This is a genomic window from Lentzea kentuckyensis, from assembly GCF_002150765.1.
In the GTDB taxonomy this organism is placed as follows: Bacteria; Actinomycetota; Actinomycetes; order Mycobacteriales; family Pseudonocardiaceae; genus Lentzea; species Lentzea kentuckyensis.
In genome coordinates this window covers 23,840-48,196 of record NZ_MUYM01000108.1, presented here as the reverse complement: position 1 = coordinate 48,196, position 24,357 = coordinate 23,840, and the positions used below count along the sequence as shown (strand labels likewise).

The following is a 24,357-nucleotide window of genomic DNA, read 5'->3' as shown; positions in this document are numbered from 1 at the left end:
CAACCCGACAAAGCACTACTAAGCAGCGACACGCTACTAGAACGGGTTGGGGAGGTACGCCCATTTCGTGGTCTGCGGGTCGAGGCGCATCAACGTGAGCGGCTTGGCCGGAATGGGGTCGTGCAGCAACGCGTGCCTGTCCGGCGTGTCCGGGACGGTTCTCGCGACAACGCGCCACAGCTCGGCATCGGGCGCGTCGAGGGCGTTGATCAGACCGGTCAACGCGGTCGCGAAGAACGTGGCGAACGTCTTGGCGCGCAAGCCTTCCGGGCTCGCGTGCAGGCGTTCGGGCAGGTTCGGGCGCGGGCTGACGCGGATGTCCGCCAGGTCGCGGTAGATCAACCGGTGCGGCCTGCCGTTCACCAAGCCGATGACGAGGTTCTGCTCGTGCGCCTCCAACGCCACTCCGTGCGCGAGCAGCGTCATCAACGGCGGCACGGCCAGCTCGGCGAATTCCCGCAGCCACGCGAACGGGTCGCCGAGCGCGCGGATCGGGGGAGGGCCGCCGTCGACCGGGCGTGCGGTCAGCGCGGCGAGCGGCAGCAGGGTTTCGTTCGGGTGCGGCACGGGTTTGTCGCGCAGGATCACACCGAGCGCGCGGTCCGGTTCGCCGTTCGTGAGCACTGCCGCGGAGGCCCGGTTGGGCTGCAGTTCGATGCCCTCGACTCGTGCGCTGAGGAAGTCGGAGACCGCGGTGGCTGAGCTGATCGAGCCGCCGGAGATGTCCCGCACGGCCGAGGTGATCTGGGCGCTCAGCGTCGTTTTGACGTGCCAGCTGCTCGTCGAGAGGGTCCGCAACGCCATCAGTGGGCTGGCATCGAGCGTGCCGACAGTGGGGACCTTCAGCCGTTCTGCCTGCCACGGGTGCAACGGCAGGAGGAGTTGCGCGCCGTCGCGGAGTTCATCGGGCCAGTCACCGAACACGACGTGGTTCGGCGTCGGGTGCAGGCGCAGGGCGACGGCCGGGCGGTGTTCCGGCCCGTACGCGAGGTGGTCGCGGGCGGTGAACCCGGTGCGGTTGCGGCAGCACGGGTGCAGCGGGTGGCCGTCGACCACGCTCTGCTCGTGCTGCTCCAACGACCGTTCGAGGAACGGAGTCGTGAGCGCGCTCGTTGTGCGGGAGAGCGCCAGTCCGGCCACGCTGTGGGCGACCTCGGTGACGAGGCTCTCGGAGTCGGGCCAGCGCAGCGCGGTGAGGAGGTCGACCGGGTGGACGTACTCGGCAGGGTCGACGCTGACCTGCGGCAACGGCTCGATCGCGAGGGCTCGGCGCAGGCGTGCGAGGACGGCCGCGCGGGCCTCCGGCAGTGCCGCGAGAAACCGCTCGGCGCGTTCGGGTGGAAGCGTGGCGGCGAACTCGGTCTCGATCGGCGTCTGCGTCAGAATGATCAGATCCTGACACATCGCCGGAGGGAAGCGGACACCGGTGGACGCGATCACTGATCCCGACGGCATCACCTCGACCGCGCTGCTCAACTGCCTGCGCCGGGAGGTGGGAGAACCGGGGCCCGGCGGCACGATCCGGCTGCCGCGCACCGGCGTCCTGCTGCGGGCGCGGGAAGGACGGTGGCTCACCGAACCTGAAGTGTTTTCTGGTTCGTGGCAGCCGGTTTCCTGGCAGGAGCTCGCGCTGCTCGTCACCAAGGAGCTCGGCGATCCGCCGGTCGGTTTCCTCGACGAGATCGCGGGGTCGCGGGCCGCGATCGCCGCCATCGTGGACGCCCGGCCCGCGCCGCCGGCCGACCTCTACCAGCGCTCCGAGCAGGCGTTGATCGCCGGGCACCGCTACCACCCCGCGCCGAAGGGCCGTGGTGGGCTGCCCGCGTCGGAATGGTTGCCGTACGCGCCTGAGGTGCACGCGCGGTTTTCGTTGGCGCATCTGGAAGGCGAGTTCGTCGACGACGGCGAGGTGCCGTTGCCGCAGGGCGTGCTGCCCGCGCATCCGTGGCAGCTTTCGTTGCTGGGGCGCGAAGGCGTTCCGGCTGATCATGAGGTGTGGCCGACGTCCTCGGTGCGCACGGTTTACGACCCGGCCGCGGACCTGTTCTACAAGTTCAGCCTCGATGTGCAGATCACGAACGACGTGCGCCGTCTGTGGGCTCATGACCTGCGCTGGATCCCGCCTCTCGCGCGGCTGCTGAGACCGGTGTTCGCGGACATCGCGTCCGAGTATCCCGGTGCGGCGTTCCTGATCGACCGCGGCTACCGGACGTCGCCGGAATCCTTTGAGGGACTTGCTGTCGTCGTCCGCGACGGTGTTCGGCAGCACACGTTGCCCGGCGTGACTCCGTTGCTGGCAGCCGGAATCAGCGAAGGTTTCGAGGGCAATCCGCTGGACGGACTGGATCGCTCGGCGGCGTTGGAATGGTTCCGTCAGTACGTTTCGGTCGTCGTTCCTCCTGTGCTGCACGCGTTTTTCGCGCACGGCGTGGTGATGGAGTGCCACCTGCAGAACGTTCTGGTGGGTGTCGACGTGTCGGGGATGCCGGTGCAGGCGATCTACCGCGATCCCGAGGGCATGCGGTTGCTACCCCGGCACGCCAGGCTGTTGTCCGAAGTGGATGGTGACGGTCGAGGCGTGTCGGAGGCGAAGGGCTGGGAGCGGCTGCAGTACTGCCTGATCGTCAACCACCTCGTCGAGATCGCGGGCGCCGTGCTGGAGCGGCACCCCGGCCTCGACGTGTGGGCGGAGGCACGGTCTGTCTTCCTTGCCTGTGCCAAGGGTCACGGAGGTGAACTGATCACGTCCCTGCTGGAGAACCAGTTCGTGCCCGCGAAGGCGAACCTGTTGCTGCGCTGGACGCGGGCGGAGGGCGCGGCGAGCCGGTACGTCGACTTCCCGAACCCGTTGTACCGGAACTAGTACCGTTCGTTGACGGCGGATCGGCGCCGCCAATAGCGTGCTGGACATGCGACGCCTGCTGCTGCCCCTGCTGTTGCTGTCGGCGATGTTCGTTGCCGCTCCGACAGCTTCGGCCTACGAGCCACCGGTGACCCGGCAACAGGTCAGCCTCGACTCCGGCTGGCGCTTCCTCCGCGCGGACGCCGCCGGAGCCGAGGCGCCGGGCTTCACCGACTCGGCGTGGTCGCCGGTGACCGTGCCGCACACCTGGAACGCGGCGGACGGCCAGGACGGCGGTTCGAACTACTATCGGGGAATCGGCTGGTACCGCAAGCACTTCACGCCTTCCGCGGCGTTGTCGGGACGGCGTCTGTGGCTGCAGTTCGACGGCGTGAACCAGGTCGCCGACGTGTGGGTCAACGGCGTCAAACTGGGCCAGCACCGCGGTGGCTTCGCCGGGTTCCGCTACGACGCGACAGCTGCCCTGAGGTTGGGGCAGGACAACGTGATCGCGGTTCGAGCCGACAACCGGGCGGCGTCCGACATCGCGCCGTTGTCCGCGGACTTCACCTTCTTCGGCGGCATCTACCGCAACGTCTCGCTGACCGCGCTGGACCCGCTCGGCGTGCGCATGGGCGACTCCGGTGGCCCTGGTGTCTATCTGCGGCAACGATCCTTGTCCGACGCTTCGGCGAGCGTCGAGGTGATCACCAAGGCGTGGAACAACCGATCTTCGGTCGCGCGCGTGAAGGTGCGCACGATCGTCGCTGATCACGCTGGTGTCGTGGTGGGTGAGAGCGTGACCGCATCCCGTTCGATCAACGCCTCGACCGGTTTCGACACCGTGCAGACGATCACGATCCCGCGCCCGCACCGGTGGAACGGCAAGGCCGACCCGTACCTGTACCGCGCTTCGGTGGAGATCATCGACGCCGACACCGGCGCGGTGAAGGACGTCGTGACCGAACCGCTCGGCCTGCGGACCACGGCGGTCGACGCCGCGTCGGGATTCTCGCTGAACGGCAAGCAGTTGCGGCTCAACGGCGTGAACGCCCACCAGGACCGGCTGAACGCCGGCTGGGCCGTGACGCGGGCCGACCAGCGCCAGGACTTCGACCTGATGGACGAGATGGGCGTCAACGCGTTGCGAACCGCCCACTACCAGCAGGCCGAGCACGTCTACGACCTCGCCGACGAGCGTGGTTACGTGGTGTGGACGGAGATCCCGCTGGTCAACGAGGTGACCGACAGCGCGGCGTTCCGCGCGAACGCCCAGCAGCAACTGCTGGAGATGATCCGGCAGAACTTCAACCACCCGTCGATCGCGTTCTGGGGCATCGGCAACGAGCAGAAGACCAGCAACACCGCCACCAACAACCTGCTGCGCGACCTGGCGGCGGCTGTTCGTGCCGAGGACTCCGGCCGCCACTCGACCTACGCGTCGCACATCGGCGACCTGGACCCGGTGTCGAGCCACGCGGACCTGGCCGCCTACAACAAGTACTACGGCTGGTACGACAAGAGCGGCACCGGCCCCGGTGCCTGGGCCGACCGCCTGCACGCCGCCGACCCGGCCCGCAGGATCGCGCTGAGCGAGTACGGCGCCGGCGGCAGCATCGCCCAGCACGAGGAGAACCCGGCGCCACCCGTCACGACCTCGCGCTGGCACCCGGAGGAGTACCAGACCCTGGTGCACGAGAACTCCTGGGCGCAGCTGCGCACCCGCTCGTTCCTGTGGGGCACGTTCGTGTGGAACATGTTCGACTTCGCCGTCGACAGCCGCTCGGAAGGCGACACGTTGGGCCGCAACGACAAGGGGCTCGTCACCTACGACCGTGCCGTCCGCAAGGACGCCTTCTACCTGTACAAGTCGCAGTGGACGAACACGCCGTTCGTGCATCTGAACAGCGCTCGGTGGACCCAGCGAACTGCCGCTGCCACAACGGTTCGCGCCTACAGCACCGTGGACGACGTACAACTGATCCTGAACGGTGTCGCGATCCCGAAGCCGCCGGCGGCCGACCACATCTACACGTGGCCGATCACCCTGCGGCCGGGCGCCAACACCGTGACGATCACCGGAACGCGAGATGGCCGTGCCTACACCGACACGGCCACCTGGACGCTTGCCTGACCCTTGTAGCTCGCCGGGTGTGTGGGCGCGATCACCCGACACATCGCTCCCGGCGATGACGAGATTCCGGAAGTCTGAAGGGGGAGCCAGCGAACGTGCTCAGGCGTTCGCGCGAGAGTGGGGGACCGATGAGGACGACGATCGTCGCGCTGCAGTCGAAGCAGCCGTTCACAGTCCGACCGGCCGAGGCGTTTCCACCCGGCGAGTTCGACCTCGTCGTGCTCACCGACGGGCCGGCGGACGCGGTGCTGCGCGAGGACGTCACCGGTCTCGTGCCCGAGGTCGCCGTCGTGGACCGGGAGAAGTGGCTCGAGCACATCCGCGGGTTCGAGGGACCGGTCGAGGTCGTGACGAACGACGAGTACTGCCTCGCCGAGTGCGCGCGGTTGCGGGAGGAACTGGGCCTCGCGTCGCGGCATCCGCGCCGGCCGCTCGCGTACCTGGACAAGGTGCTGATGAAGCGGCTGCTCGCGGCCGGTGGTGTGCGGGTGCCGCGGTTCCACGCTTTCGAGCCCGCCGTCACCGTGGAGGCGGTCTCGTTGGTCGAGGAGATCGGACTGCCCGTGGTGGCGAAGCCGCGGCAGGAGGCGAACTCGCGCGGCATCACGATCCTGCGCACGCCGCAGGAGGTACGGGACTGGCTGGTCGCGCACGACGGCGAAACCGGGTGGCAGGTGGACGAGTTCGTCGACGGCACGCTGCATCACGTCAACGCGTTGGTGCGGGACGGTGAGATCACGCCGGTGCAGGTGGGTCGGTACCTGGGGCCGCTGCTCGGTGTCGACGTCGGACGCACGCTCGGCGGTGTCACCGAGCGAGAGTCGTCGTTCACCGCGGCCTCGCACGAGATGAACGAACGTGTCGTGCGGGCGTTGGGCGGTGAGGGAAGGTTCGTCGTGCACACCGAGTTCGCGGTGAACGGCGCCGGTGAGCTGGTGGTGCTGGAGGTCGCCGGACGGGCGCCGGGTGCGTTGGTGTCGGAGCTGGCGCGGTTGCACGCCGGGGTGAACCTGGAGGTGGCGAACCTCCGGATGCAGGCGGGACTGCCGGTGCCGGAGCCGGTGTCGCAGGACCTCCAGGCCGCCTGGCTGTGGTCGCCGGTCATGCCGGGCACGAGGTTCCGCGAGCCGGGCCCGGACCTGAGTGACCTCAGGAGTGAGTACGAGGTCCACGTTCGAAGGGTTGGCAGGGAGGGGAACGAGGGCCTCGGCGGGCTGATCGGGGCATCGGTGCTGTTGTGGCACCGCGACCCCGCTCAGCTCGCCGAGGACACCACCCTCGCCGCCGGCCTGACCTGGTTCAGCTGACCAGATAGCAGGACTTCACGGCGCCGTAGACCGGGTCGGTGCCGAACGCCTCGTTGGTGCAGGGCGTCGAGTCGGTGAAGGTCTTGTACACATAGGACCCGTTCCGTCCGAACGCGACAGTCTGCATGCCTGTGAAGGAACAGGTTCCGAGCTCCGCCGAGCATTCCCTCGGGAAACCGGAGGGCTTGCCCGTCCAGGCGTAACAGGCCTTCACCACGTTGATGAGCGGGTCGACACCGAACGTCCCCAGGGCGCAGTTCGCCGTGCTGTCCGACTTCGCCGTCCAGTACGAACCCATGGCACCGAACGCCTGCGTGCCCGCGACCCTGCACACGGAACCCTCGTCCACGCACTTCTCCCACGCGCCCGCCGGAGCGTCCGGCAGCACGTAGCAGGACTTCGTGACGCCGGGCACGGGGTTGCCACCGAACGCGGCGGCGGTGCACTTGGCGGTGCCGTTGACCGTCATGAAGCGGAACGCGCCGTTCGAGCCGAACGCGACCGTGCGCCTGCCGTTCACTTGACACACACCACCCTCGGCGGCACAAGTGGTGGCACCGGGCGGGCCGCCGGCGGGGGCGAGATAGCAGGACTTGAGCACGTTCGGCGTGGGGTCCTGGCCGAAGGTCGCGATCTCGCAGGTGGTCGGTCCGCTGATCGTCCGGTACGCGTGACTGCCCGCACCGAACGCGAGCACCTGCGTGCCGTTCGGCGTGCAGGTCCCGCCCTCGGTGGCGCACAACGTGTAGCCGGGCGGCAGGTAGTCGGGCAGCACCGCGACGTCGAACGGTTCGGGCCGCACGACACCGGTCGCGGTGACGGTGTAGGCGCCGCCGCCCGCGCCGGTGAGGTAGACGTAGCTGCCGTCGGTCGACCCGCCGGAGATGCCCGCACCGGGCTGGAACTTCCCGTCGCTCCACACGGTCGTGCCGTTCACGGTGACTTTCACCGCGGCGGAACCGTAGGTGGGCACGCCGATCCGGCCGGTGGTGCCGTCCGGAGCGGTGAGCTGGGAGGTGAACGTGCCCGGTGCGTAGTCCCAGGTGCCCTTCACCGCGCCCTTGGGCGTGGTGATGTTGCCTTCCACGTGGGTGAGGTCACCGAGGTGTGGCACGAAGTCGTAGTGCGTGGCGTCGCTGGGATTGAGTCCCAGCACGAAGAACGTCAGCGCGTTGGTCGGGCCGCTGGCCCAGCCGTGCGCGGCGCTCATGTACGAGTTGCCGTAGTACGGGGTTCCGTCGAAGTTGAAGCTCTCCCAGAACGTGCTGTTGGTGCCGTTCGGGGAGTTGAGCATGAAACCCCACTCGCGGCGCATCAACGCCAGCGCGTCGGTGTCGTTGTTCGCCATGAGGTGCGCGGTGAGTTCCATCGAACCGGTGAACGTGCCGATCAGGCCGGGATTCTCCGGCGTGACGGCGCCGATGTCGGTCCAGTTCGCGGTGAGCGTCCTGGTGATCGAGGCGTTCTTCGCGGGGCTGTCGGTGAGCCCGAACCAGACCGCCATCGAGTTGCCGTCCTGCGGGTGCAGGGCGGCCCCGGGAATGTCGCGGTACAGGCCGGTCGCCGGGTTCCACAGCGTCGCGTTGGCGGCGCTCCTCACCGAGGCCGCCCGCTGCCGCCACGCGTCCGCGCGTCCCGCGTCACCCTGCGCGTCGGCGAGTTTCGCGCCGGAGGTGAGTGCCCCGTACAGCAGCGCGTTCGCCGTGATCTTGTGCCCGGTGCCCCACTGGCGGCCCCAGTCGAGCTGCGCGGAGACGTTCAGCAGCCCGGTGCCGTCGACCTTGGCCAGGCTGAAGTCCATGGCCCTCACGTACTTCGGCCAGATCGACCGCACCCAGCCGGTGTCGTCGGTGTAGCGGTGGTACAGCCCGGTCCCCACCAGCGTCCACAGGTGGTAGGTGTCCGAGACGTACGTGTCGCCTTCGGTGGAGTCGAGACGACTGATCTCCGGCCCGGCGTACGGGAGCATGCCGTCGGCCCGCTGCAGCCCGTACAGCGCTTCGAGCGCGTTGCGTGAGGACTTCGTGTCGTTCAACGACGCGTACGCGGTGGGCAGCGCGACGCCGAGATCGCCTGGCCACACCGTGCGGTCGCGTTTCGCCCCGTCGGTCAGCACGCTGGTGCCCGGACCGATGACGGCGGAGTTCTGCCAGCCGGGGTTCGGCGCGACCCTGGACCGGCCCGTGTCGGGCGCGATGGTGTTGGTCTGCACCGTGTACGCACCGGCGTACCAGAGCTTGTTGAGCAGATCGTCGTTGGAGCGGAAGTAGTTCGGGTAGTCACGCGGGTTCGCGCGGTCGGGGTCCGGCGTGAACTGCAGGGTCACGTCGTCGAGGTCGACCCAGCCGTCGGTGCCGAGGAACAGCGTCAGGAAACGGAAACCGCCCCGCAGCTTCTCCTTGGGCATCGTGTAGGTGCCGGAACCGCCGACATCGGCGAAGATCGCGCCGTCCGAGCCGAAGTGCTGACTGCTCCGGTCACTTTCCTGGCCCGCGAACGCGGAGGTCTCGGAGAACGCGAGGCCGACCTTCCTGCCGCTGTCACTGGCGCCGGCGAACCCCAGCGTGACCAGGCCGCCGACCTCCTTGCCGAAGTCCAGCACGACGTGAGAGCCCTTGCCGGACAACCTGGTCACGCCGCCGTTGACGAGGTTCTCCGGCGCGGTCACGGTGCCGGCCGTCGCGTGCACCGCGACCGGCTTCACCGTGCGCGACGCGGGTGCGAAGTTGTTGGGATCCGACGCGGCCGGCGACTCGGCGGCCACCGCGGTGGCCGCCGGTGCGGTGATCGAGGCCAGCAGCAGCGTGCCGGCCGCCAGCAACGCCAATCGCCGGACACGTCGGAACCGTCTGCGGACATGAGCGAGCTGCACGTGACTCCCCCCAGAGCTCTGGTCGCCTTGGATCCCGGCGACCGGCCGAGCATAGAGGGGGAGTCACGTGACTAGATGCGGTCGCCCACCTGGTTGACGAACCCTGCCGCGTCCTGCGGGTGGTCCTTGCGGCCGAGGTACTCGTAGGTGTCCTTGTCGAACACCATCACCTCCGGTTCGAGCCCCGGCATCGAGCCCTCCGGCACCGGCCAGCTGATCCCGATGCCGGGACGGCCGGACGAGACGTTCTGCACCACCGTCAGGCCGGGCACCCTGGTCGCCGCCTCGAACAACGCGGCCCGCTGCGCTCCCGGCAGGTACGACTGGGAGAACATGGTCATCACGTCCTTGCCGTACGAGTTGACCGGTCGATCCTTGTCGTTGCCCTGCAAGAACTTCAGCATCTCGTCGGCCGTGGTGGGCAGGTCGTCCCGGTACCTGCGCGTCGGCGTGCACGGCTCGGTTTCGCCCGTCGGCCGGTCGTACTTGTCGAGCACCTTGCTCAGGCCGCCGACGCAGCCGGGCACGGTGGTCGGGTCGGAGTTGCCGGTGTTGATCCGGCCGTCATGGGTGCCGTCAACGGAGAGCCACGCCTCCCACGTGCCCTCGCGCAAGTAGAGGAACTGGTCTGGCCGGGGCACCACATCGGGCTTCGAACGGGCTGCCGCCGCGGCGTAGTTCAGCAGTTGCACGGCGCTGTCCACCTGCGGCTTGGGTTCGGTGAGCGCGGCGTCGTGGCCGGCCGGGTCCGGTGTGCCGGACGGCAGCACCACCGCCACGGCGGCGGCCGCTGCCGCCACGGCGATCGTGGCGATGGCGATGATCCCGGCACGACCTCGCCTGGGCGGTTTCATGCCCGCCACGAGCTGTGCGCGGGCGGCCGCCAGCTGGTCGGCGGACTTGAGCGGGGTGTCGTCCAGTTCCCGGACGAGCTGAAGGTCATCCATTGTTGAGCAGCTCCTCGACCTCGGTGTGGTTGTCGGTTCCCAACGCCTCGCGGACCTTGCGGCGGGCCCGGTTCAGCCGCGACCGCACCGTGCCCACCGGAATCGCCAGCGCTTCGGCGACCTCCTGATAGCTGAGCTGTTCCCAGGCGACCAGCAGCAGCACGTCCCGGTCCTCGGCGGACAACGCCGCCAGCGCGCCGGTCAGCATCGACCGCATGGCCTGCGCGGTGACGTCCGCCGCGACACGATCGGCGTGGTCGGCCACGTAGGGCCCGACCGGGTGCATCCGCTGCCGGCGCACCTCCTCCCGCCGGTGCTGACCGACCAGGTTGGTGGCGATGCCGTACAACCACGGCCGCGCGTCCGGACGGGAGGAGTCGTAGCGCTGCCGTTTCGAGAACGCCGCCAGGAACGCCTCGGCGAGCAGGTCGTCGGCGGCTTGCTGACCGAGGCGCCGGGCGAGATAGCGCTGGATGTGCGGTGCGTGCCGGTCGAAGATCAGCGCGAACTTCTCGGGCACGCGCAGCGACGCCTCGATGAGCTCCGCGTCGGTTGCTGTCATGGTGGCCTTTCGGGCGAAGGGTCTTCACCCTGTTATCAGCAGAACGCTCGAATCGAGTTCACGGCCGGGCGTCGCGGGCCGGGTCAGTCTTGGCCACGGGACGGGGTTGTCCTGCTCAACATCACTTGTTAACGTTCACACCCGCTCGTGGCGCGGGTCACACCTCAGGCGGGCCCGCCCCCCAGGAGCCGTGGCGATCCGTCAACGCCGATGTTGATCCGCGCGAGGAGCAGGATGAGGTTATCGAGATCAGTGCTGCCGCTGGTCGTGCTGCTGGTGACGGCGTGTGGTGCGCCGGCGAGCAAAGAGCAGCTCAAGTCCGCCGAGGGTGCGCTCGTGGGCGTCACCATGCCGACGACGTCGTCGGAGCGCTGGATCCACGACGGCGAGAACATCAAGCGAGATCTGGAGAAGCACGGGCACCGGGTCGACCTGCAGTACGCCGAGAACGACGTCCCCACCCAGGCGAAGCAGATCGAGGCGCAGATCGCCGGCGGTGCGAAGCTGCTGATCATCGCTTCGGTGGACGGCTCCGCGCTGACGAAGCCGCTGCAGCGGGCCGCGGACGCCAGAATCCCGGTGATCGCCTACGACCGGCTCCTGCGAGACAGCCCGTACGTCGACTTCTACGCGACCTTCGAGAACTTCCGGGTCGGCGTGTACCAGGCCGAGTCGCTGCTCACCGGCCTGGGACTGCTCACCGCTGACGGCCAGCCGAGCGCCGCGAAGGGTCCGTTCAACGTCGAGCTGTTCGCCGGCTCACCGGACGACAACAACGCGACGTTCTTCTTCAACGGCGCCATGTCCGTGCTCAAGCCGTACCTCGACAACGGCACGTTGGTGGTGCGCAGCGGTCAGACGGAATTCCAGGCCGTGACGACCCTCCGGTGGGACGGCGAGACCGCCCGCAAGCGCATGGAGGACATCCTGACCACGACGTACCGCCGTAGCAAGGTGAACGGCGTGCTCTCGCCCTACGACGGCATGTCCCTCGGCATCCTCACCGCGCTGAACAACAACGGCTACGGGGCCCCTTTCCCGATCGTGACCGGTCAGGACGCCGAGCTCGGTTCGGTGAAGTCCATCATCGCCGGCGAGCAGTACTCGACGATCTACAAGGACACCCGCGAACTGGCCACCGCCACGGCGATGATGGCCGACTCGGTGCTGAAGGGCCGGACGCCGCCGCAGCTGAACAACCTCAACGACTACAACAACGGCGTCAAGGTCGTCCCGGCCTTCCTGCTGAACCCCGTGAGCGTCAACAAGGCCAACTACCACAAGGTGCTCGTGGAGTCCGGCTACTACACCGACGCGCAACTCCGCTAAGCGCCTGGCCAGAACTCCTGTCCGGAACATCTGTGCCAGCTGGTGCCGAGTGGCCCGCCACCGGACAGGCCTGTTGGTAGTGGCAAAGTGCCTGTTGATGTTGAGTTGGTGGTACTTGCAGACGCCATCGGGGCCGGACGCACGTCTGGCGGGCGAGTAACGGACGCAACTTCCGGCAGCCTGCTCAGGGGCTGGAACCGGCTGCTTGAAAGCGCTGTCCAGGAAGGAGGAACTTCCGAGGGGGTAGCGCTGTGAGGGTTGCTTTACGCCGAATTTACGCAGAGTCATCGGTCCGCGAAATGCCCAGGCCAGACAGTCATACCTATCACTCGACAGGTATTCCGTCCGGCTCCGGGAGGACCCATGAGCACGTCTCTCAGTGACACCGGTTCCCCAGGATCCGGCTACGCCCAGGAGTTGCGCAGGGGAGTGGGTTCGTTCTCGTCCTTCGCGGCGGGTTTCTCGTTCGTCTCCATCCTCACCACGGTGTTCCAGCTCTTCGGGCTGGGCTTCGGGCTCGGTGGCGCCTCGTTCTTCTGGGCCTGGCCGCTGGTCTTCGCCGGGCAGCTGCTCGTCGCCCTGTGCTTCGCGGAGCTCGCGGCGCGGTGGCCGGTCTCGGGTGCGATCTTCCAGTGGTCCAGCCGGCTGGCGGGCACGACGGCGGGCTGGTTCGCCGGCTGGATCATGATCATCGGGCAGATCCTCACCGTCGCCGCGGCCGCGATCGCGATCCAGGTCGTCCTGCCGACCATCTGGTCCGGGTTCCAGATCGTCGGAGGGTCCGGCGCGGAGTCCTCGGTGACCTCGGCGACCGGTGCGCAGAACGCGGTGCTGCTCGGCGTGATCCTCCTCGTGATCACGACGGCCGTGAACATCGCCGGGGTGCGGCACATGGCCTCGGCCACGAGTGTCGGTGTCACGGTCGAGATCGTCGCGGTGATCGTGCTCGTGCTCGCGTTGTTCGTACTGCCCGAGCGCGGTCCTCAGGTCGTGTTCACGCACGAGGGCTGGAGCGGGGAGGGCAGCTATCTTCCGGCGTTCCTGGCCTCGGCACTGATGGCCGCGTACGTGATGGTGGGATTCGACTCCGCGGGTGAACTGGCCGAGGAAACGCACTCGCCGAGACGGACGACGCCGCGGACCATCCTGCACGCGCTCATCGCGTCCGCGATCGGCGGAGCGTTGCTCATCATCGGCGCGCTGATGGCCGCGCCGAGCCTCACCGACGGAAACCTCGCCACCGCAGGGCTTTCCTGGGTGCTCACCGAACGACTGGGCGGCGTGCTGGGCCGTCTGCTGTTGTGCTGCGTCGCCGTGGCGGTGTTCGCGTGCACGCTCGCCATCCAGACCGCGGGCGCGCGGATGATCTACTCGATGGCCAGGGACAAGGCCTTCCCGTTCCACCGCGTGCTCGGCAAGGTGTCGCCGCGCACCGGCACGCCGATCGGTGCCTCGATCGTCGTGGGTGTCGGCGCCGCGATCGTGCTCGTGGTCAACATCGGTCAGTCCGCGCTCTTCACCGCGTTGACGAGTCTGTGCATCGCGATGCTGTACCTCGCGTACCTCGGCGTGACGTTGCCGCTGCTGATCACCCGGATCCGGCACCGCACCACCGACGGCTGGCCGACCGGCGTGGACGAGCACGGCAAGCCGCAGTTCAGCCTGGGCGCGTGGGGAATCCCGCTGAACGCGCTCGCGGTCGTCTACCAGATCGGCATGGCGGTCAACCTGGCGTGGCCGCGGCCGGAGATCTACGACCTCACCGGTGAGACCTGGTGGTTGCGCTGGAGCGCGTTGCTCGTGATCGCGTTCAGTCTCGCGGCCGGCGGCGCGTACCTCCTGTTCAAACAACGGCTGCACGGCCGGATCGAGCTGCGCCACGTCCCGCACACCCACACCGTGCCCGCATCGGAGGCGTGATGACCGACACCGTGCTCAACGCCAGGGACGACGCCCGCGCACGGGGAGGTCAGACCAGCGAGTGGATGCCCTACCTGCCCGCGTCGTCGAGCCCGTACCGGCCTGCCGGTGTGGAGGCGCTCACGTGGGCGGAAACCGTTGCACCGGGCGGATACACGCACAAGGTGCTCGCCAGGGGCACCCGGATCCGCCTGGACGACCCGACGGGCGACGCCTGTGCTCACGTGATCGTGTACAACGCGCTGGAACCGGTGGAGCGGCTCAACGTCGCCGACACCCTGAAGATCCCCTGGCAGGCCTACCTCGGCGCCGGCCATCCGTTGCTGTCGGGCGATGGTCGGGTGCTCGCGACGATCGTCGGCGACACGTGCGGCCGGCACGACGCGTTCTGCGGTACCAGCACCGAGGCGTGGAACCAGCGGAAGTACGGCGACGCCAGGCCGGAGGGGCCGTCGCCGGCAGGCCGGTCGCTGTTCGTCAAGGCCGCGGCCAAACACGGGCTCGCGCCGCGCGACCTCCCGCCGAGCGTGTCCTTCTTCCAGGGCATCAGGGTCGACGCCGACGGAGCCTTCGAGTGGCTTGGGTCGGCGGGGGAGGGCACCTCGGTCGAACTGCTGGCCGAACTGCCGTTGCTGATCCTGGTGGCCAACGTGCCGCACCCGCTGGACCCGCGTCCGGACTACGTGGTCGGACCGCTGCGCGTGCACGCCTGGCGCACCGCACCCACCGGGCCGGACGACGACCGTTTCCAGGCCACGCCCGAAGCACACCGGGCCTACCTCAACACCATCGACTACGCGGAGGCACGAGGACTGTGACCAGCTCAGTGTCTCTCGACTGGTCGGAACCGCTGGTGCCGGGCGAGGTCGTGCTCGACGAACGGGTCGCCCCCAACGCCTCCTGGTCGGCCGTGGTGCGGACCGGCGACATTCTGACCATTGTGGACGTTGGCGGCAATCAGTCCGGCGACTGCCTGATCTACAACGCCACCGACACCGAAGAGCGCTACAGCGTGCCGGACACGTTGGCCTGGCAGGGAAACGCCTATGTCCGCACGGGCACGGTGCTGCGCAGCAACCTGGGCAACCCGCTGATGACCGTGGTCGGCAACGAGATCGACCGGCAGGACACCATCGGCGGCGCGTGCTCCAAGGAATCCAACACGCTGCGGTACGGCCACCACGTGATGTTCCACCACGGATGCCGGGAGAACTTCCTGTCCGAGGGCGCGAAACACGGGCTCGGCCTGCGTGATCTGGTGTCCAACCTCAACTGGTTCATGAACGTCCCGGTCGAGGCGGACGGCGCGCTCGGCATCGTCGACGGGATGTCCGCGCCCGGCAAGCGGGTCGCGGTGCGGGCCGACGTGGACGTCCTCGTGCTGGTCTCGAACTGTCCCCAGATGAACAACCCCTGCAACGACTTCAACCCGACGCCGCTGCGCATGATCGTGGTGAGGCCATGACGTCCTTCGACGTCGTCCTGGTCGCCAACCGGGGTGAGATCGCGCGCCGGATCATCCGCGGTGCGCACGCCCTGGGCATGAAGACGATCGCGGTGTACTCCGACGCCGACCGCGCCGCCCCGCACGTCCGGGAGGCCTGCGCCGCCGTCCGGCTCGGTCCCGCTCCCGCCCGCGATTCCTACCTGCGCGCCGACGCGATCGTCGAGGCGGCCCTCGACAGCGGCGCCGGGCTGATCCACCCCGGCTACGGATTCCTGTCCGAGAACGTCGCGTTCGCCCGTGCCGTCGAAACGGCGGGCCTGCGGTTCGTCGGCCCGGCGTCCGAGCAGATCGCCGCGTTCGGGGAGAAGCACACCGCACGGGAGATCGCGCGCCGGGCGGGCGTGCCGATGCTCGCGGGCACCGGTCTGCTGTCGTCGGCCGACGAGGCCGTCGCCGCGGCCGAACGGATCGGGCTGCCGGTGATGGTCAAGGCGACCGGCGGAGGCGGAGGCATCGGCATGCAGGCCTGTGCCACCACCGACGAGGTGCGCGAGGCGTTCGGACGCGTGGAGTCGCTGGCACGGCAGAACTTCGGCGCCGCGGGGGTGTTCCTCGAACGGCTGGTGCGCCCCGCCCGGCACGTGGAGGTGCAGCTCTTCGGCGACGGACTCGGCCGGGTCGCGGTGATCGGTGACCGGGACTGTTCGGTGCAGCGCCGCAACCAGAAGGTCGTCGAGGAGGCGCCCGCTCCGGCGCTGCCCGGTCACGTTCGCGAGCTGCTGCACACCTCGGCGCGGGAACTGGCCGCGTCGGTGCGGTACCGCAGCGCCGGCACCGTCGAGTTCATCTACGACCCGGTCCGCCAGGAGGCCTCGTTCCTGGAGGTCAACACGCGGCTGCAGGTCGAGCACCCCGTGACGGAGATGGTCTTCGGCGTCGACCTGGTCGAGCTGATGCTGCGCCTGGCCCGCGATGGTGCGGACGGCCTGCCCGATCATGTCTTCGACTCGCCGTGGGTCCCCGACGGGCACGCCTTCGAAGCCCGTGTCTACGCCGAGGATCCCGCGAAGGAGTCGCTGCCGTCGTCGGGTCTGGTGACGCGGGCGGTGTTCCCCGAGGATCTCGACGGGGTCCGGGTCGACGGCTGGATCGAGACCGGGCTGGAGGTCTCGCCGCACTACGACCCCATGCTGGCCAAGGTGATCGCCGCCGGTCCCAACCGGGACGCCGCGCTCGACCTCCTCGGCGAGGCGCTCGACGGCTCCCGTGTCGACGGCATCGTCACGAACCTGGGGCTGTTGCGCGCACTCACCCGTTCCGACGACGTGCGGGCCGCGGTGCACTCGACCTCCAGTCTCGACGTCACCGCCGATCCCGATCCCCGCGTCGACGTGCTCGTGCCGGGGACGATGACGACGGTGCAGGACCTGCCGGGCCGGGTCGGGTACTGGCAGGTCGGTGTCCCGCCGAGCGGTCCGTTCGACCCGGTCTCGCTGACCGAGGCGAACCTCGCCGTCGGCAACCCCGCCACCGCGCCGGGGCTGGAGATCACCGCGGCCGGGCCGGTGCTGCGGTTCTCGGTCCCGTCGGTCGTCTGCCTCACCGGCGCACCCGTCGAGTCCGATGTGGACGGTGAGTCGGTGCCGCAGTGGGAACCGGTCGACGTCCCCGCCGGCGGCACCCTGCGGATCGGCACCGCCACCGGACCGGGGTTGCGCACCTATCTCGCGGTCCGGGGCGGGTTCGACGTGCCCGCCTATCTGGGCAGCACCGCGACGTTCACCCTGGGCGGGTTCGGCGGCCACGGCGGTCGCGCGCTGCTGGCGGGCGACGTGCTGCGGCTGGGCTCACCGGACGCGGCGGAGAACCCGGGACTGACCACGATCGGCGGGCCGACCCCGGCACGCCGCCGTCCCGTGATCACCGATGGCTGGCAGATCGCCGTTACCGAAGGACCGCACGGGGCACCGGAGTTCTTCACCCGCACCGATCTGGACTCGTTCTACGCCAACGACTTCAAGGTGCACCACAACTCCGCGCGCACCGGCATCCGGCTGATCGGCCCGAAACCTGAGTGGGCCCGTCCCGACGGTGGTGAGGCCGGACTACATCCGTCGAACATCCACGACACGCCGTATGCCATCGGTGCCATCGACTTCACCGGCGACACACCCGTCATCCTGGGTCCCGACGGCCCGTCCCTGGGCGGGTTCGTCTGTCCGGCCGTGGTCGCCAGCGGTGATCTGTGGAAGCTCGGGCAGTTGCGGCCCGGCGACTCCGTGCGCTTCGTGCGGGTGCGGGAGGCCGACGCCGCGGCCGACCGGCGCGCCGTCCCGCACGTCGTCACGTCGGGTGGCGACGAGGACGACGGCGTTCTGGGCCGCCTGGAGGAGACCGAGGACCGCCCGTCCGTCACCTATCGCCGTGACGGCGACAGCAACGTGCTCGTCGAGTACGGGCCCATGACCCTCGACCTCGCCCTGCGCATGCGGGTGCACGCGCTCCAGGAAACCCTTGCGGCACATGCCCCGGACGGCATCCTCGACGTCACACCGGGAATCCGCTCGTTGCAGGTCCACACCGATCCCGCTCGGCTGAAAGCCTCCGATGTCGCGCGGCTGCTCCAAGAACTCGAAGGCGAAGTGCCTGCCACGCAAGACCTCGTGGTGCCGTCCCGCACGGTGCGGTTGCCGCTCAGCTGGGACGACCCCGCGACCAGGCTGGCGATCGAGCGGTACATGGCGGGAGTGCGTTCGGACGCGCCGTGGACACCGTGGAACATCGAGTTCATCCGCCGCATCAACGGTCTGGCGTCGGTGGACGACGTCTACCGGACCGTGTTCGACGCGTCCTACCTGGTGCTGGGCCTCGGTGACGTCTACCTCGGCGCACCGGTGGCGACCCCGCTCGACCCCAGGCACCGGCTCGTCACGACGAAGTACAACCCCGCCCGGACGTGGACGGCGGAGAACTCGGTGGGCATCGGCGGCGCCTATCTCTGCGTCTACGGCATGGAAGGGCCTGGCGGGTACCAGTTCGTCGGCCGCACCGTGCAGGTGTGGAACCGCTACCGCCGCGGCGGGATGTTCACCGAGCATCCGTGGGCGTTGCGCTTCTTCGACCGGATCGAGTGGTACCCGGTCGACGCGGAGGAGCTGCTCGAACTGCGGGCCGAGACCGACGCCGGGCGTGGTGACTTCGAGACGGTCGACGGCACGTTCTCGATCGCCGACCATCTCCGTTTCCTCGACGACAACGCCGACGACATCGCGGCCTTCCGCGCACGTCAGACAGCGGCCTTCGAAGAGGAGAAGGCGCGCTGGCGGCTCGCCGGGGAGTTCGATCGGCACGACGAACCGGAAGTGATCACGGCACCCGACGTGACACTGCCCGCCGGCGCGGTCGCCGTGACCGCGCCGTTCACCGCGACCGTCTGGCGGCTCGCGCTGCAACCTGGTTCCCCGGTGATCGAAGGGGACGCCGTCCTCTCGGTCGAGGCGATGAAGATGGAGGCCGACGTGACCGCACCCGTCACGGGCAGACTGGTCGAGCTCTACGTGAGTCCCGGCGACCAGGTCGACCCTGGTCAGATCCTCGCGGCGGTGCAGCCATGACGCCGGACCCCATAGCTGCCGTCAACGCGGCCTACGACCGGATCGAGGCGGCCGGTCGCCGGGAGATCTGGGTGACGCTGCGCTTCCGCGAGGACGCGCTGTCCGAGGCCGAGGTCGTCGCCGAACGGCTGGCCGCGGGCGAGGACCTCCCGCTGGCGGGCCGGGTGATCGCGGTCAAGGACAACATCGACGTGGCCGGGTTGCCGACCACCGCGGCCGCGCCGACGTACCTCTACCGGCCGGACGCGGACGCCACGGCGGTCGCGCGGCTGCGGGCCGCGGGCGCCATCGTGATCGGCAAGACCAACCTCGACCAGTTCGCGACCGGTCTGGTGGGCACCAGGAGCCCGTACGGCGCGGTCCGCAACGCCTGGGACCCCGCCAGGATCTCCGGCGGTTCGTCCGCGGGCTCCGCCGTCGCCGTCGCGCTGGGCATCGTCGACGCCGCACTGGGCACCGACACCGCGGGGTCCGGACGTGTCCCCGCCGCGCTCAACGGTGTCGTCGGGGTGAAACCGACGAAGGGGCTCGTCCCGGTCACCGGTGTCGTGCCCGCGTGCTACTCCCTGGACTGCGTCACGGTTTTCGCCCGTGACCTCGCGCTGGCACGGCTGGTTGCCGAGCTCATGTCCGGACCCGACGCCGCGGATCCGTTGTCCCGCGAAGCCCGCGCGGACGTGGTTCTCCCATCACGGCCGCGCGTCGCCGTCCCCACGGACGAGCACCTCAAGGACATGGCACCCGGCTGGCGCGAGGCCTTCGCCGCGGCCACGGCGAGCCTGGCCGCCACCGGGGTGGAGATCGTCGAGGTCGACATCGCCCCGCTGCTGGAGGCCTCGAAGATGTTGTACGGCGGCGCTTTCGTCGCCGAACGCTACGCCGCCGTCGGCGCCCACATCGAGGCCCACCGCGACCAGATCGGCACCGGCCTCGACCCCACCGTGGCCGCGATCATCCTCGCCGGAGCGGCGCCGACGGCCGCGCAGTGGGCCGCCGACACCGCCACGCTCGCCAGCCTCGGTGCGCAGGGGCGTGCCCTGCTCGACGGCTGCGACGCGCTGCTGACGCCGACCACCACCTGCCATCCCACCCTCGACGAGGTGGCCGCCGACCCGGTCGGCGTCAACAGCCGGTTGGGCCGCTTCACCAACTTCGCCAACCTGCTCGACCTCGCCTCGCTCGCGGTGCCGGCCGGGTTCGCCGGCGGGCTGCCGTTCGGCGTGATGTTCACCGGTCCCGCGTTCAGCGACCGCGCCCTGGCCGACCTCGCCCGCCGCCTGCTCGCGCCCTCGATCGACCTCTTCGTCGTCGGCGCGCACCTCAGCGGCCAGCCGCTGAACTCGCAGCTGGTGCAGGCGGGCGGCAGCCTGGTCCGACCGGCCACGACCGCCGCGGCGTACCGGTTGCGCGCACTGGCCACGACCCCGCCCAAACCCGGCCTGCTGCGGGTGCCCTCGGACGGCGCTCGCGTCGAGGGCGAGGTCTGGCGGCTTCCGGCGGCGGGTTTCGGCACGTTCGTGGCCGCCGTGCCGGCACCCATGGTCATCGGCACCGTCGAGCTCTCCGACGGTGCCGCAGTCTCGGGCTTCCTCGCCGAACCGTGGGCCCTCGAAGGCGCAGAGGACATCACCTCGTTCGGGGGATGGCGGGCCTACCTCGCGGCCAACCGGACGAAGGAGACAATGACGCGGTGACCCGCCCCCGCCCCGGCCGTCCGCGCCACGCGCCCGACGACGGCGGCGGCCTGTCGCCACGGGAACAGATCCTCGAAGCGGCCGCCGCGCTGTTCGTCGAGCAGGGGTTCGCCGCGGCCTCCACCCGCGCCATCGCCGACCGGGTCGGGATCAGGCAGGCCTCGCTCTACTACCACTTCGCCGGCAAGGACGAGATCCTCCTGGAACTGCTCCGCACCTCGGTGCGGCCGAGCCTGGAGACCGCCCGCGCACTGGAGAACGCCGCCCCGGAACCCACTCCGGAGGCGGCGCTCTACGCCCTGGCCATGGCCGACGCGCACACGCTCGCGACGGCACCGCACAACATCGGCATGCTGTACCTGCTGCCCGAGGTGCAGCTGGAGCGATATGACCTGTTCCGCGAGGACCGGGTCGAACTCCAGGAGACCTACGCCCGCCTCGGCGCCCAGGTCGCCGGCGACGCCCCCACGACGGCCGCGGGGGCGCGCCGCGGGGAGATGCTGATCCAGCTCGTCGAAGTGGTCATCCAGCAGAGGCGGACCCGCGTACCGGACGCGTCCGACTGCCATGCCATCGCCGAGGCGTGCCTGCGGGTGTGCGGCGCCGACGAACCGGCGGTCGCCGCCGCCCGTGACGGCTACTCGGCTCTGCGCGCCGGCTGCTGATGGCGGTCCGGTCAGTGACCGGACGGGTGATCGGCGGGCGCGGTCACGACGCTGCCGCACCGGGCGAGCCAGGTGCCCACGTGCTGCCATTCGCGGCCTTGGCGGTGCGTGACGAGCACCGTCGGCCGGAGGCAACGCGGGCAGGGCTGCGGTGGCGAGTCGATGGTCATGGTCTTTCCGGGGGTGATGGTCTTTCCAGAGGTCGTGGGTGGATCGCGGGGGGACGGTCCGACCGCAGAGGCGCGCTGCGGCGAGCAGACCGTCCACCCCGCCAGCCCGGTGCGTACCGGCGTCCGGAGGGGGAGTTCGGCAGCCGGTTTCGGGGAACCACCGGGCACGCTGAGAGCGACCGAAGGTCAGGTCGCCCCGAGCGAGATCAGGCGGCGGGAGCGACGACGCGGTGGTCGGGCAGCATCAGGCCGCCGTCGTCGAACAACACGACTCCGTTGCAGAGCAGGTACCAGCCCTGCTCGGGGTGGGGGATGACGATCTCGGCCCACTTGCCGCGCGGGTCGTCCGCGGCGGGGCACTGGGGCTCGTGTTCGCACATGACTGTCGCTCCCGGTGAACCGGCGGCCGATTCGGCACCGACCTGTGATCCGGACCACGTGGAGAAAGCCTGCTCTCCGCGGCGTACCTGCACATCGGGAGAAGTACGGATAAGGCTACGGATTCCACACGGTTCGGGTGTCGCTCCTGCACGGGTGGGGGTACCGCACTACCTTGTGTCGTTATGAGCACGATCGTCCGGAGGGGGACGTCGGGCCTGCCTCTGGAGCTGAGCAGTTTCGTCGGCCGCCGACATGAGGTGGGCGAGGTCAAGCGCCTGCTGTCGACATCACGCCTGGTGACCCTCACCGGACCGGGTGGGGTGGGCAAGACGCGGCTCGCCATCGAGGTGAGCCGGGCCGTGCACCGGGCGTTCCCGGACGGGGTGGTGCTGGTCGAGCTGGACGAGCTGCGCGACGCCGAACTCGTGGCGAACTCGGTGGCGCTGGCGGTCGGCATGCGCGAGGCCGGTCTGACGTCGGTCGAGATGCTCGTCTCCTACCTCTCGTCGCGCCGGCTGCTGCTGGTGCTGGACAACTCCGAGCACCTGGTCGACGCGGTCGCCGAGCTGTCCAGCGCGCTGCTGCAGCACTGTCCCGAGCTGCGGATCCTCGCGACGAGCCGGGAGTGGCTGGGCATCGCGGGCGAGGCCGTCATGCCCGTGCCGCCGCTGGCCGGTTCCGAGGCCGTGACGCTGTTCGCGGAGCGGGCGGCGTCCGTGCGCCTCGGGTTCACCGTGAACTCCGCCAACGGGGACGTGGTGGCCGAGATCTGCCAACGCCTGGACGGCCTTCCGCTGGCGATCGAACTGGCGGCGGCACGGGTGCGGGCGTTGTCGGAGAAGGACATCCTCGGCCGGCTGCTGGACCAGCCGCCGGCGTTGTCCGCCGGTCAGCGCCTCCTGCCCGCCCGGCAGCAGACGCTGCGGTCGTGCATCGAGTGGAGCCACGGTCTGTGCACGGAGCGGGAGCGGCTGCTGTGGGCGCGGCTGTCGGTGTTCGCCGGCGGGTTCGAGCTCGACGCCGTGGAGGACGTGTGCTCCGGCGCCGGGCTCGCCGTCGAGGACGTGCTGACCACCGTCTCCTCGTTGCTGGACAAGTCGATCCTGGTCGCGGAGCAGCACGGTGACGTGATGCGCTACCGGATGCTGGAGACCATCCGCGAGTTCGGGGTGGAGCGGCTTGAGCACACCGGGGAGCACGCCGAACTCCTCCGCCGTCACCGCGACTTCCACCTCGGGCTGATCGAGCGGGCCAACGACGACTGGGTGAGCCCGCGCCAGGCGATCTGGTTCTCCCGGCTGGACCGTGAACACGCCAACGTCCAGACGGCCGTCGACTACTGCCTCAAGGAACCGGGGGAGCTGGACGCCGCGTTCCGGATGCTGGCCGGGCTGTTCCACTTCTACTGGTGGGGCCGCGGGTGGGCCAGGGAGGGACGCCTGTGGCTCGCGCGGGCGCTCGACCGGCCGAGCCCACCGTCCGCCGCCCGTGCCAGGGCTCTGCTCACCGACGGCAGCCTGTCGGCCGCGGACGGCCAGTTCGACGTGAGCAGGCGGCGCCTCGCCGATGCCAGGGCCGACGACGAGATCCTGACCGACCCGGCCATCGCCGCCTTCGCCTGCTGGGTGGAGGGCAGCGTCGACCTGTACAGCGGTGCCCTGCCGGCCGCGATCGCGGTCTTCGAGCAGGGCCTCGCGGTGCTGCCACCCGGAGTGGAAGTGCCGCGCCGCCTCGATCTGATGCTGAGCTACTCGAGCGCGGTGGGACTCCTCGGCGACGTCGCCAACGCCACCGCCTGCCACGAGGAGTGGCTGCGACTCACCGAGCCCGCGGGCGAGTGCTTCCACCGCGCGTACGCGCTGTGGGCCATGGGGCTGTTCGCGATGGCGCAGGGCGACCACGACCGGGCCGCCGGGCTGTACCGCGAGAGCATCCGGCTGCGCCGCGACATCCGCGACCTCACCGGGATCGGCTGGTCGACGGAGTCGCTGTCGTGGGTCGAGTCCGCGCTGGGACACGCCGAGGCGGCGGTCACGTTGCTCGGTGCGGCGGACCGGATCTGGGAGATCATGGGCCGTCCGCTGAGCACCTACCAGCACCTGTACCCCTATCACGAACAAGCCGAGCGGGTCGAGCGAGAACGGTTGGGCGACAAGGGGTTCGAGGAGACGTTCGGGCGCGGGCGGGCGATGAGCGTCGACGAGCTCATCGCGTTCTCGCTGAACGAGCAGCCGGTGGCCGCCCCGCCCGCGGAGGCGCCGGCCCTGCTGACCCGGCGGGAGCGCGAGATCGCCGGTCTGATCGCCGAAGGCCTCACCAGCAGGGAGATCGCGGATCGGCTGGTGATCTCGGTGCGGACCGTGGAGACCCACACCGAGCACATCCTCGCCAAGCTCGGGGTCCGGTCCAGGGTCCAGGTGGCGACCTGGGTGTCCCAGCAGAGTTTGTGAGCGTTAACAGCTCTCATCTCAAA

At 69.7% G+C, this 24,357-nt stretch carries 17 protein-coding genes; 11 read left to right on the top strand and 6 right to left on the bottom strand.

Annotation, left to right across the window (positions count from 1 at the left end):
- Window positions 1–36: 36 nt before the first annotated feature.
- The gene (locus B0F77_RS39025) at window positions 37–1,404 is read right to left on the bottom strand and encodes an IucA/IucC family protein (RefSeq protein ID WP_086668093.1); all 1,368 of its coding nucleotides are present in this window, start codon (window positions 1,402–1,404) and stop codon (window positions 37–39) included.
- Window positions 1,405–1,426: 22 nt separating this feature from the next.
- Here B0F77_RS39025 and B0F77_RS39020 point away from each other — a divergent pair, with 22 nt between their 5' ends.
- The 3 genes from B0F77_RS39020 (at window position 1,427) to B0F77_RS39010 (ending at window position 6,283) form a co-directional block, all read left to right on the top strand.
- On the top strand, window positions 1,427–2,863 hold the full coding sequence (locus B0F77_RS39020; RefSeq protein WP_211294260.1) for an IucA/IucC family protein: 1,437 nt from the start codon (window positions 1,427–1,429) through the stop codon (window positions 2,861–2,863).
- Window positions 2,864–2,909: 46 nt separating this feature from the next.
- Window positions 2,910–4,976 carry a glycoside hydrolase family 2 protein gene (locus B0F77_RS39015; protein ID WP_211294259.1) on the top strand — a complete coding sequence of 689 codons (2,067 nt, stop codon included), beginning with the start codon at window positions 2,910–2,912 and terminating at the stop codon, window positions 4,974–4,976.
- A gap of 128 nt (window positions 4,977–5,104) precedes the next feature.
- Window positions 5,105–6,283: an ATP-grasp domain-containing protein gene (locus tag B0F77_RS39010; protein WP_086668087.1), complete on the top strand. Its 1,179-nt coding sequence runs from the start codon at window positions 5,105–5,107 to the stop codon at window positions 6,281–6,283.
- Here the strand turns inward: B0F77_RS39010 and B0F77_RS39005 are convergent.
- The 3 genes from B0F77_RS39005 to B0F77_RS38995 form a co-directional block, all read right to left on the bottom strand.
- Window positions 6,276–9,155 (bottom strand): alpha-L-rhamnosidase-related protein, encoded by a 2,880-nt coding sequence (locus B0F77_RS39005; protein ID WP_211294258.1) that lies wholly within the window; start codon window positions 9,153–9,155, stop codon window positions 6,276–6,278. The two genes, B0F77_RS39010 and B0F77_RS39005, sit on opposite strands and share 8 nt — an antisense overlap.
- A gap of 71 nt (window positions 9,156–9,226) precedes the next feature.
- Entirely contained in the window at window positions 9,227–10,102 is an 876-nt protein-coding gene (locus B0F77_RS39000) for a CU044_5270 family protein (protein WP_086668086.1), read from the bottom strand.
- On the bottom strand, window positions 10,095–10,664 hold the full coding sequence (locus tag B0F77_RS38995) for an RNA polymerase sigma factor (RefSeq protein ID WP_086668085.1): 570 nt from the start codon (window positions 10,662–10,664) through the stop codon (window positions 10,095–10,097). The genes B0F77_RS39000 and B0F77_RS38995 overlap by 8 nt, the downstream gene beginning before the upstream one ends.
- Window positions 10,665–10,898: 234 nt before the next feature.
- Between B0F77_RS38995 and chvE the strand changes: the two genes are divergently transcribed.
- The 7 genes from chvE (at window position 10,899) to B0F77_RS38960 (ending at window position 21,333) form a co-directional block, all read left to right on the top strand.
- Entirely contained in the window at window positions 10,899–11,993 is a 1,095-nt protein-coding gene (gene chvE / locus B0F77_RS38990) for a multiple monosaccharide ABC transporter substrate-binding protein (protein WP_086668084.1), read from the top strand.
- Window positions 11,994–12,356: 363 nt separating this feature from the next.
- Window positions 12,357–13,913 carry an amino acid permease gene (locus B0F77_RS38985; protein ID WP_086668083.1) on the top strand — a complete coding sequence of 519 codons (1,557 nt, stop codon included), beginning with the start codon at window positions 12,357–12,359 and terminating at the stop codon, window positions 13,911–13,913.
- Window positions 13,913–14,731: an urea amidolyase associated protein UAAP1 gene (locus tag B0F77_RS38980; protein ID WP_086668089.1), complete on the top strand. Its 819-nt coding sequence runs from the start codon at window positions 13,913–13,915 to the stop codon at window positions 14,729–14,731. Before B0F77_RS38985 ends, B0F77_RS38980 begins: the two co-directional genes overlap by 1 nt.
- A 35-nt stretch (window positions 14,732–14,766) precedes the next feature.
- Window positions 14,767–15,378: an urea amidolyase associated protein UAAP2 gene (locus B0F77_RS38975; protein ID WP_211294261.1), complete on the top strand. Its 612-nt coding sequence runs from the start codon at window positions 14,767–14,769 to the stop codon at window positions 15,376–15,378.
- Window positions 15,375–18,974, top strand: coding sequence for an urea carboxylase (gene uca, locus B0F77_RS38970; RefSeq protein ID WP_086668081.1), 3,600 nt, complete (start codon window positions 15,375–15,377; stop codon window positions 18,972–18,974). Before B0F77_RS38975 ends, uca begins: the two co-directional genes overlap by 4 nt.
- Window positions 18,971–20,668 (top strand): allophanate hydrolase, encoded by a 1,698-nt coding sequence (gene atzF / locus B0F77_RS38965; RefSeq protein WP_086668080.1) that lies wholly within the window; start codon window positions 18,971–18,973, stop codon window positions 20,666–20,668. The genes uca and atzF overlap by 4 nt, the downstream gene beginning before the upstream one ends.
- On the top strand, window positions 20,665–21,333 hold the full coding sequence (locus tag B0F77_RS38960; protein ID WP_245849233.1) for a TetR/AcrR family transcriptional regulator: 669 nt from the start codon (window positions 20,665–20,667) through the stop codon (window positions 21,331–21,333). Before atzF ends, B0F77_RS38960 begins: the two co-directional genes overlap by 4 nt.
- Before the next feature lie 11 nt (window positions 21,334–21,344).
- On the opposite strand, the gene B0F77_RS48275 is transcribed toward B0F77_RS38960, so the two are convergent.
- Both B0F77_RS48275 and B0F77_RS48820 read right to left on the bottom strand, forming a co-directional pair.
- Window positions 21,345–21,503 (bottom strand): hypothetical protein, encoded by a 159-nt coding sequence (locus B0F77_RS48275; protein WP_158102946.1) that lies wholly within the window; start codon window positions 21,501–21,503, stop codon window positions 21,345–21,347.
- Between the two features lie 206 nt (window positions 21,504–21,709).
- Entirely contained in the window at window positions 21,710–21,883 is a 174-nt protein-coding gene (locus tag B0F77_RS48820; protein ID WP_086668078.1) for a DUF5999 family protein, read from the bottom strand.
- Between the two features lie 183 nt (window positions 21,884–22,066).
- Between B0F77_RS48820 and B0F77_RS38950 the strand changes: the two genes are divergently transcribed.
- On the top strand, window positions 22,067–24,334 hold the full coding sequence (locus B0F77_RS38950; RefSeq protein WP_086668077.1) for an ATP-binding protein: 2,268 nt from the start codon (window positions 22,067–22,069) through the stop codon (window positions 24,332–24,334).
- Window positions 24,335–24,357 lie beyond the last annotated feature (23 nt).

Bases quoted from the DNA above. Each gene is read 5' to 3' on its own strand.
- B0F77_RS38980 (WP_086668089.1), top strand. From the start codon at position 13,913: ATGACCGACACCGTGCTCAACGCCAGGGACGACGCCCGCGCACGGGGA.
- B0F77_RS39015 (WP_211294259.1), top strand. From the start codon at position 2,910: ATGCGACGCCTGCTGCTGCCCCTGCTGTTGCTGTCGGCGATGTTCGTT.
- B0F77_RS38985 (WP_086668083.1), top strand. From the start codon at position 12,357: ATGAGCACGTCTCTCAGTGACACCGGTTCCCCAGGATCCGGCTACGCC.
- B0F77_RS39025 (WP_086668093.1), bottom strand. From the start codon at position 1,404: ATGTGTCAGGATCTGATCATTCTGACGCAGACGCCGATCGAGACCGAG.
- B0F77_RS38995 (WP_086668085.1), bottom strand. From the start codon at position 10,664: ATGACAGCAACCGACGCGGAGCTCATCGAGGCGTCGCTGCGCGTGCCC.
- B0F77_RS48820 (WP_086668078.1), bottom strand. From the start codon at position 21,883: ATGTGCGAACACGAGCCCCAGTGCCCCGCCGCGGACGACCCGCGCGGC.
- B0F77_RS48275 (WP_158102946.1), bottom strand. From the start codon at position 21,503: ATGACCATCGACTCGCCACCGCAGCCCTGCCCGCGTTGCCTCCGGCCG.
- atzF (WP_086668080.1), top strand. From the start codon at position 18,971: ATGACGCCGGACCCCATAGCTGCCGTCAACGCGGCCTACGACCGGATC.
- B0F77_RS38950 (WP_086668077.1), top strand. From the start codon at position 22,067: ATGAGCACGATCGTCCGGAGGGGGACGTCGGGCCTGCCTCTGGAGCTG.
- B0F77_RS39000 (WP_086668086.1), bottom strand. From the start codon at position 10,102: ATGGATGACCTTCAGCTCGTCCGGGAACTGGACGACACCCCGCTCAAG.
- B0F77_RS39010 (WP_086668087.1), top strand. From the start codon at position 5,105: ATGAGGACGACGATCGTCGCGCTGCAGTCGAAGCAGCCGTTCACAGTC.
- chvE (WP_086668084.1), top strand. From the start codon at position 10,899: ATGAGGTTATCGAGATCAGTGCTGCCGCTGGTCGTGCTGCTGGTGACG.
- uca (WP_086668081.1), top strand. From the start codon at position 15,375: ATGACGTCCTTCGACGTCGTCCTGGTCGCCAACCGGGGTGAGATCGCG.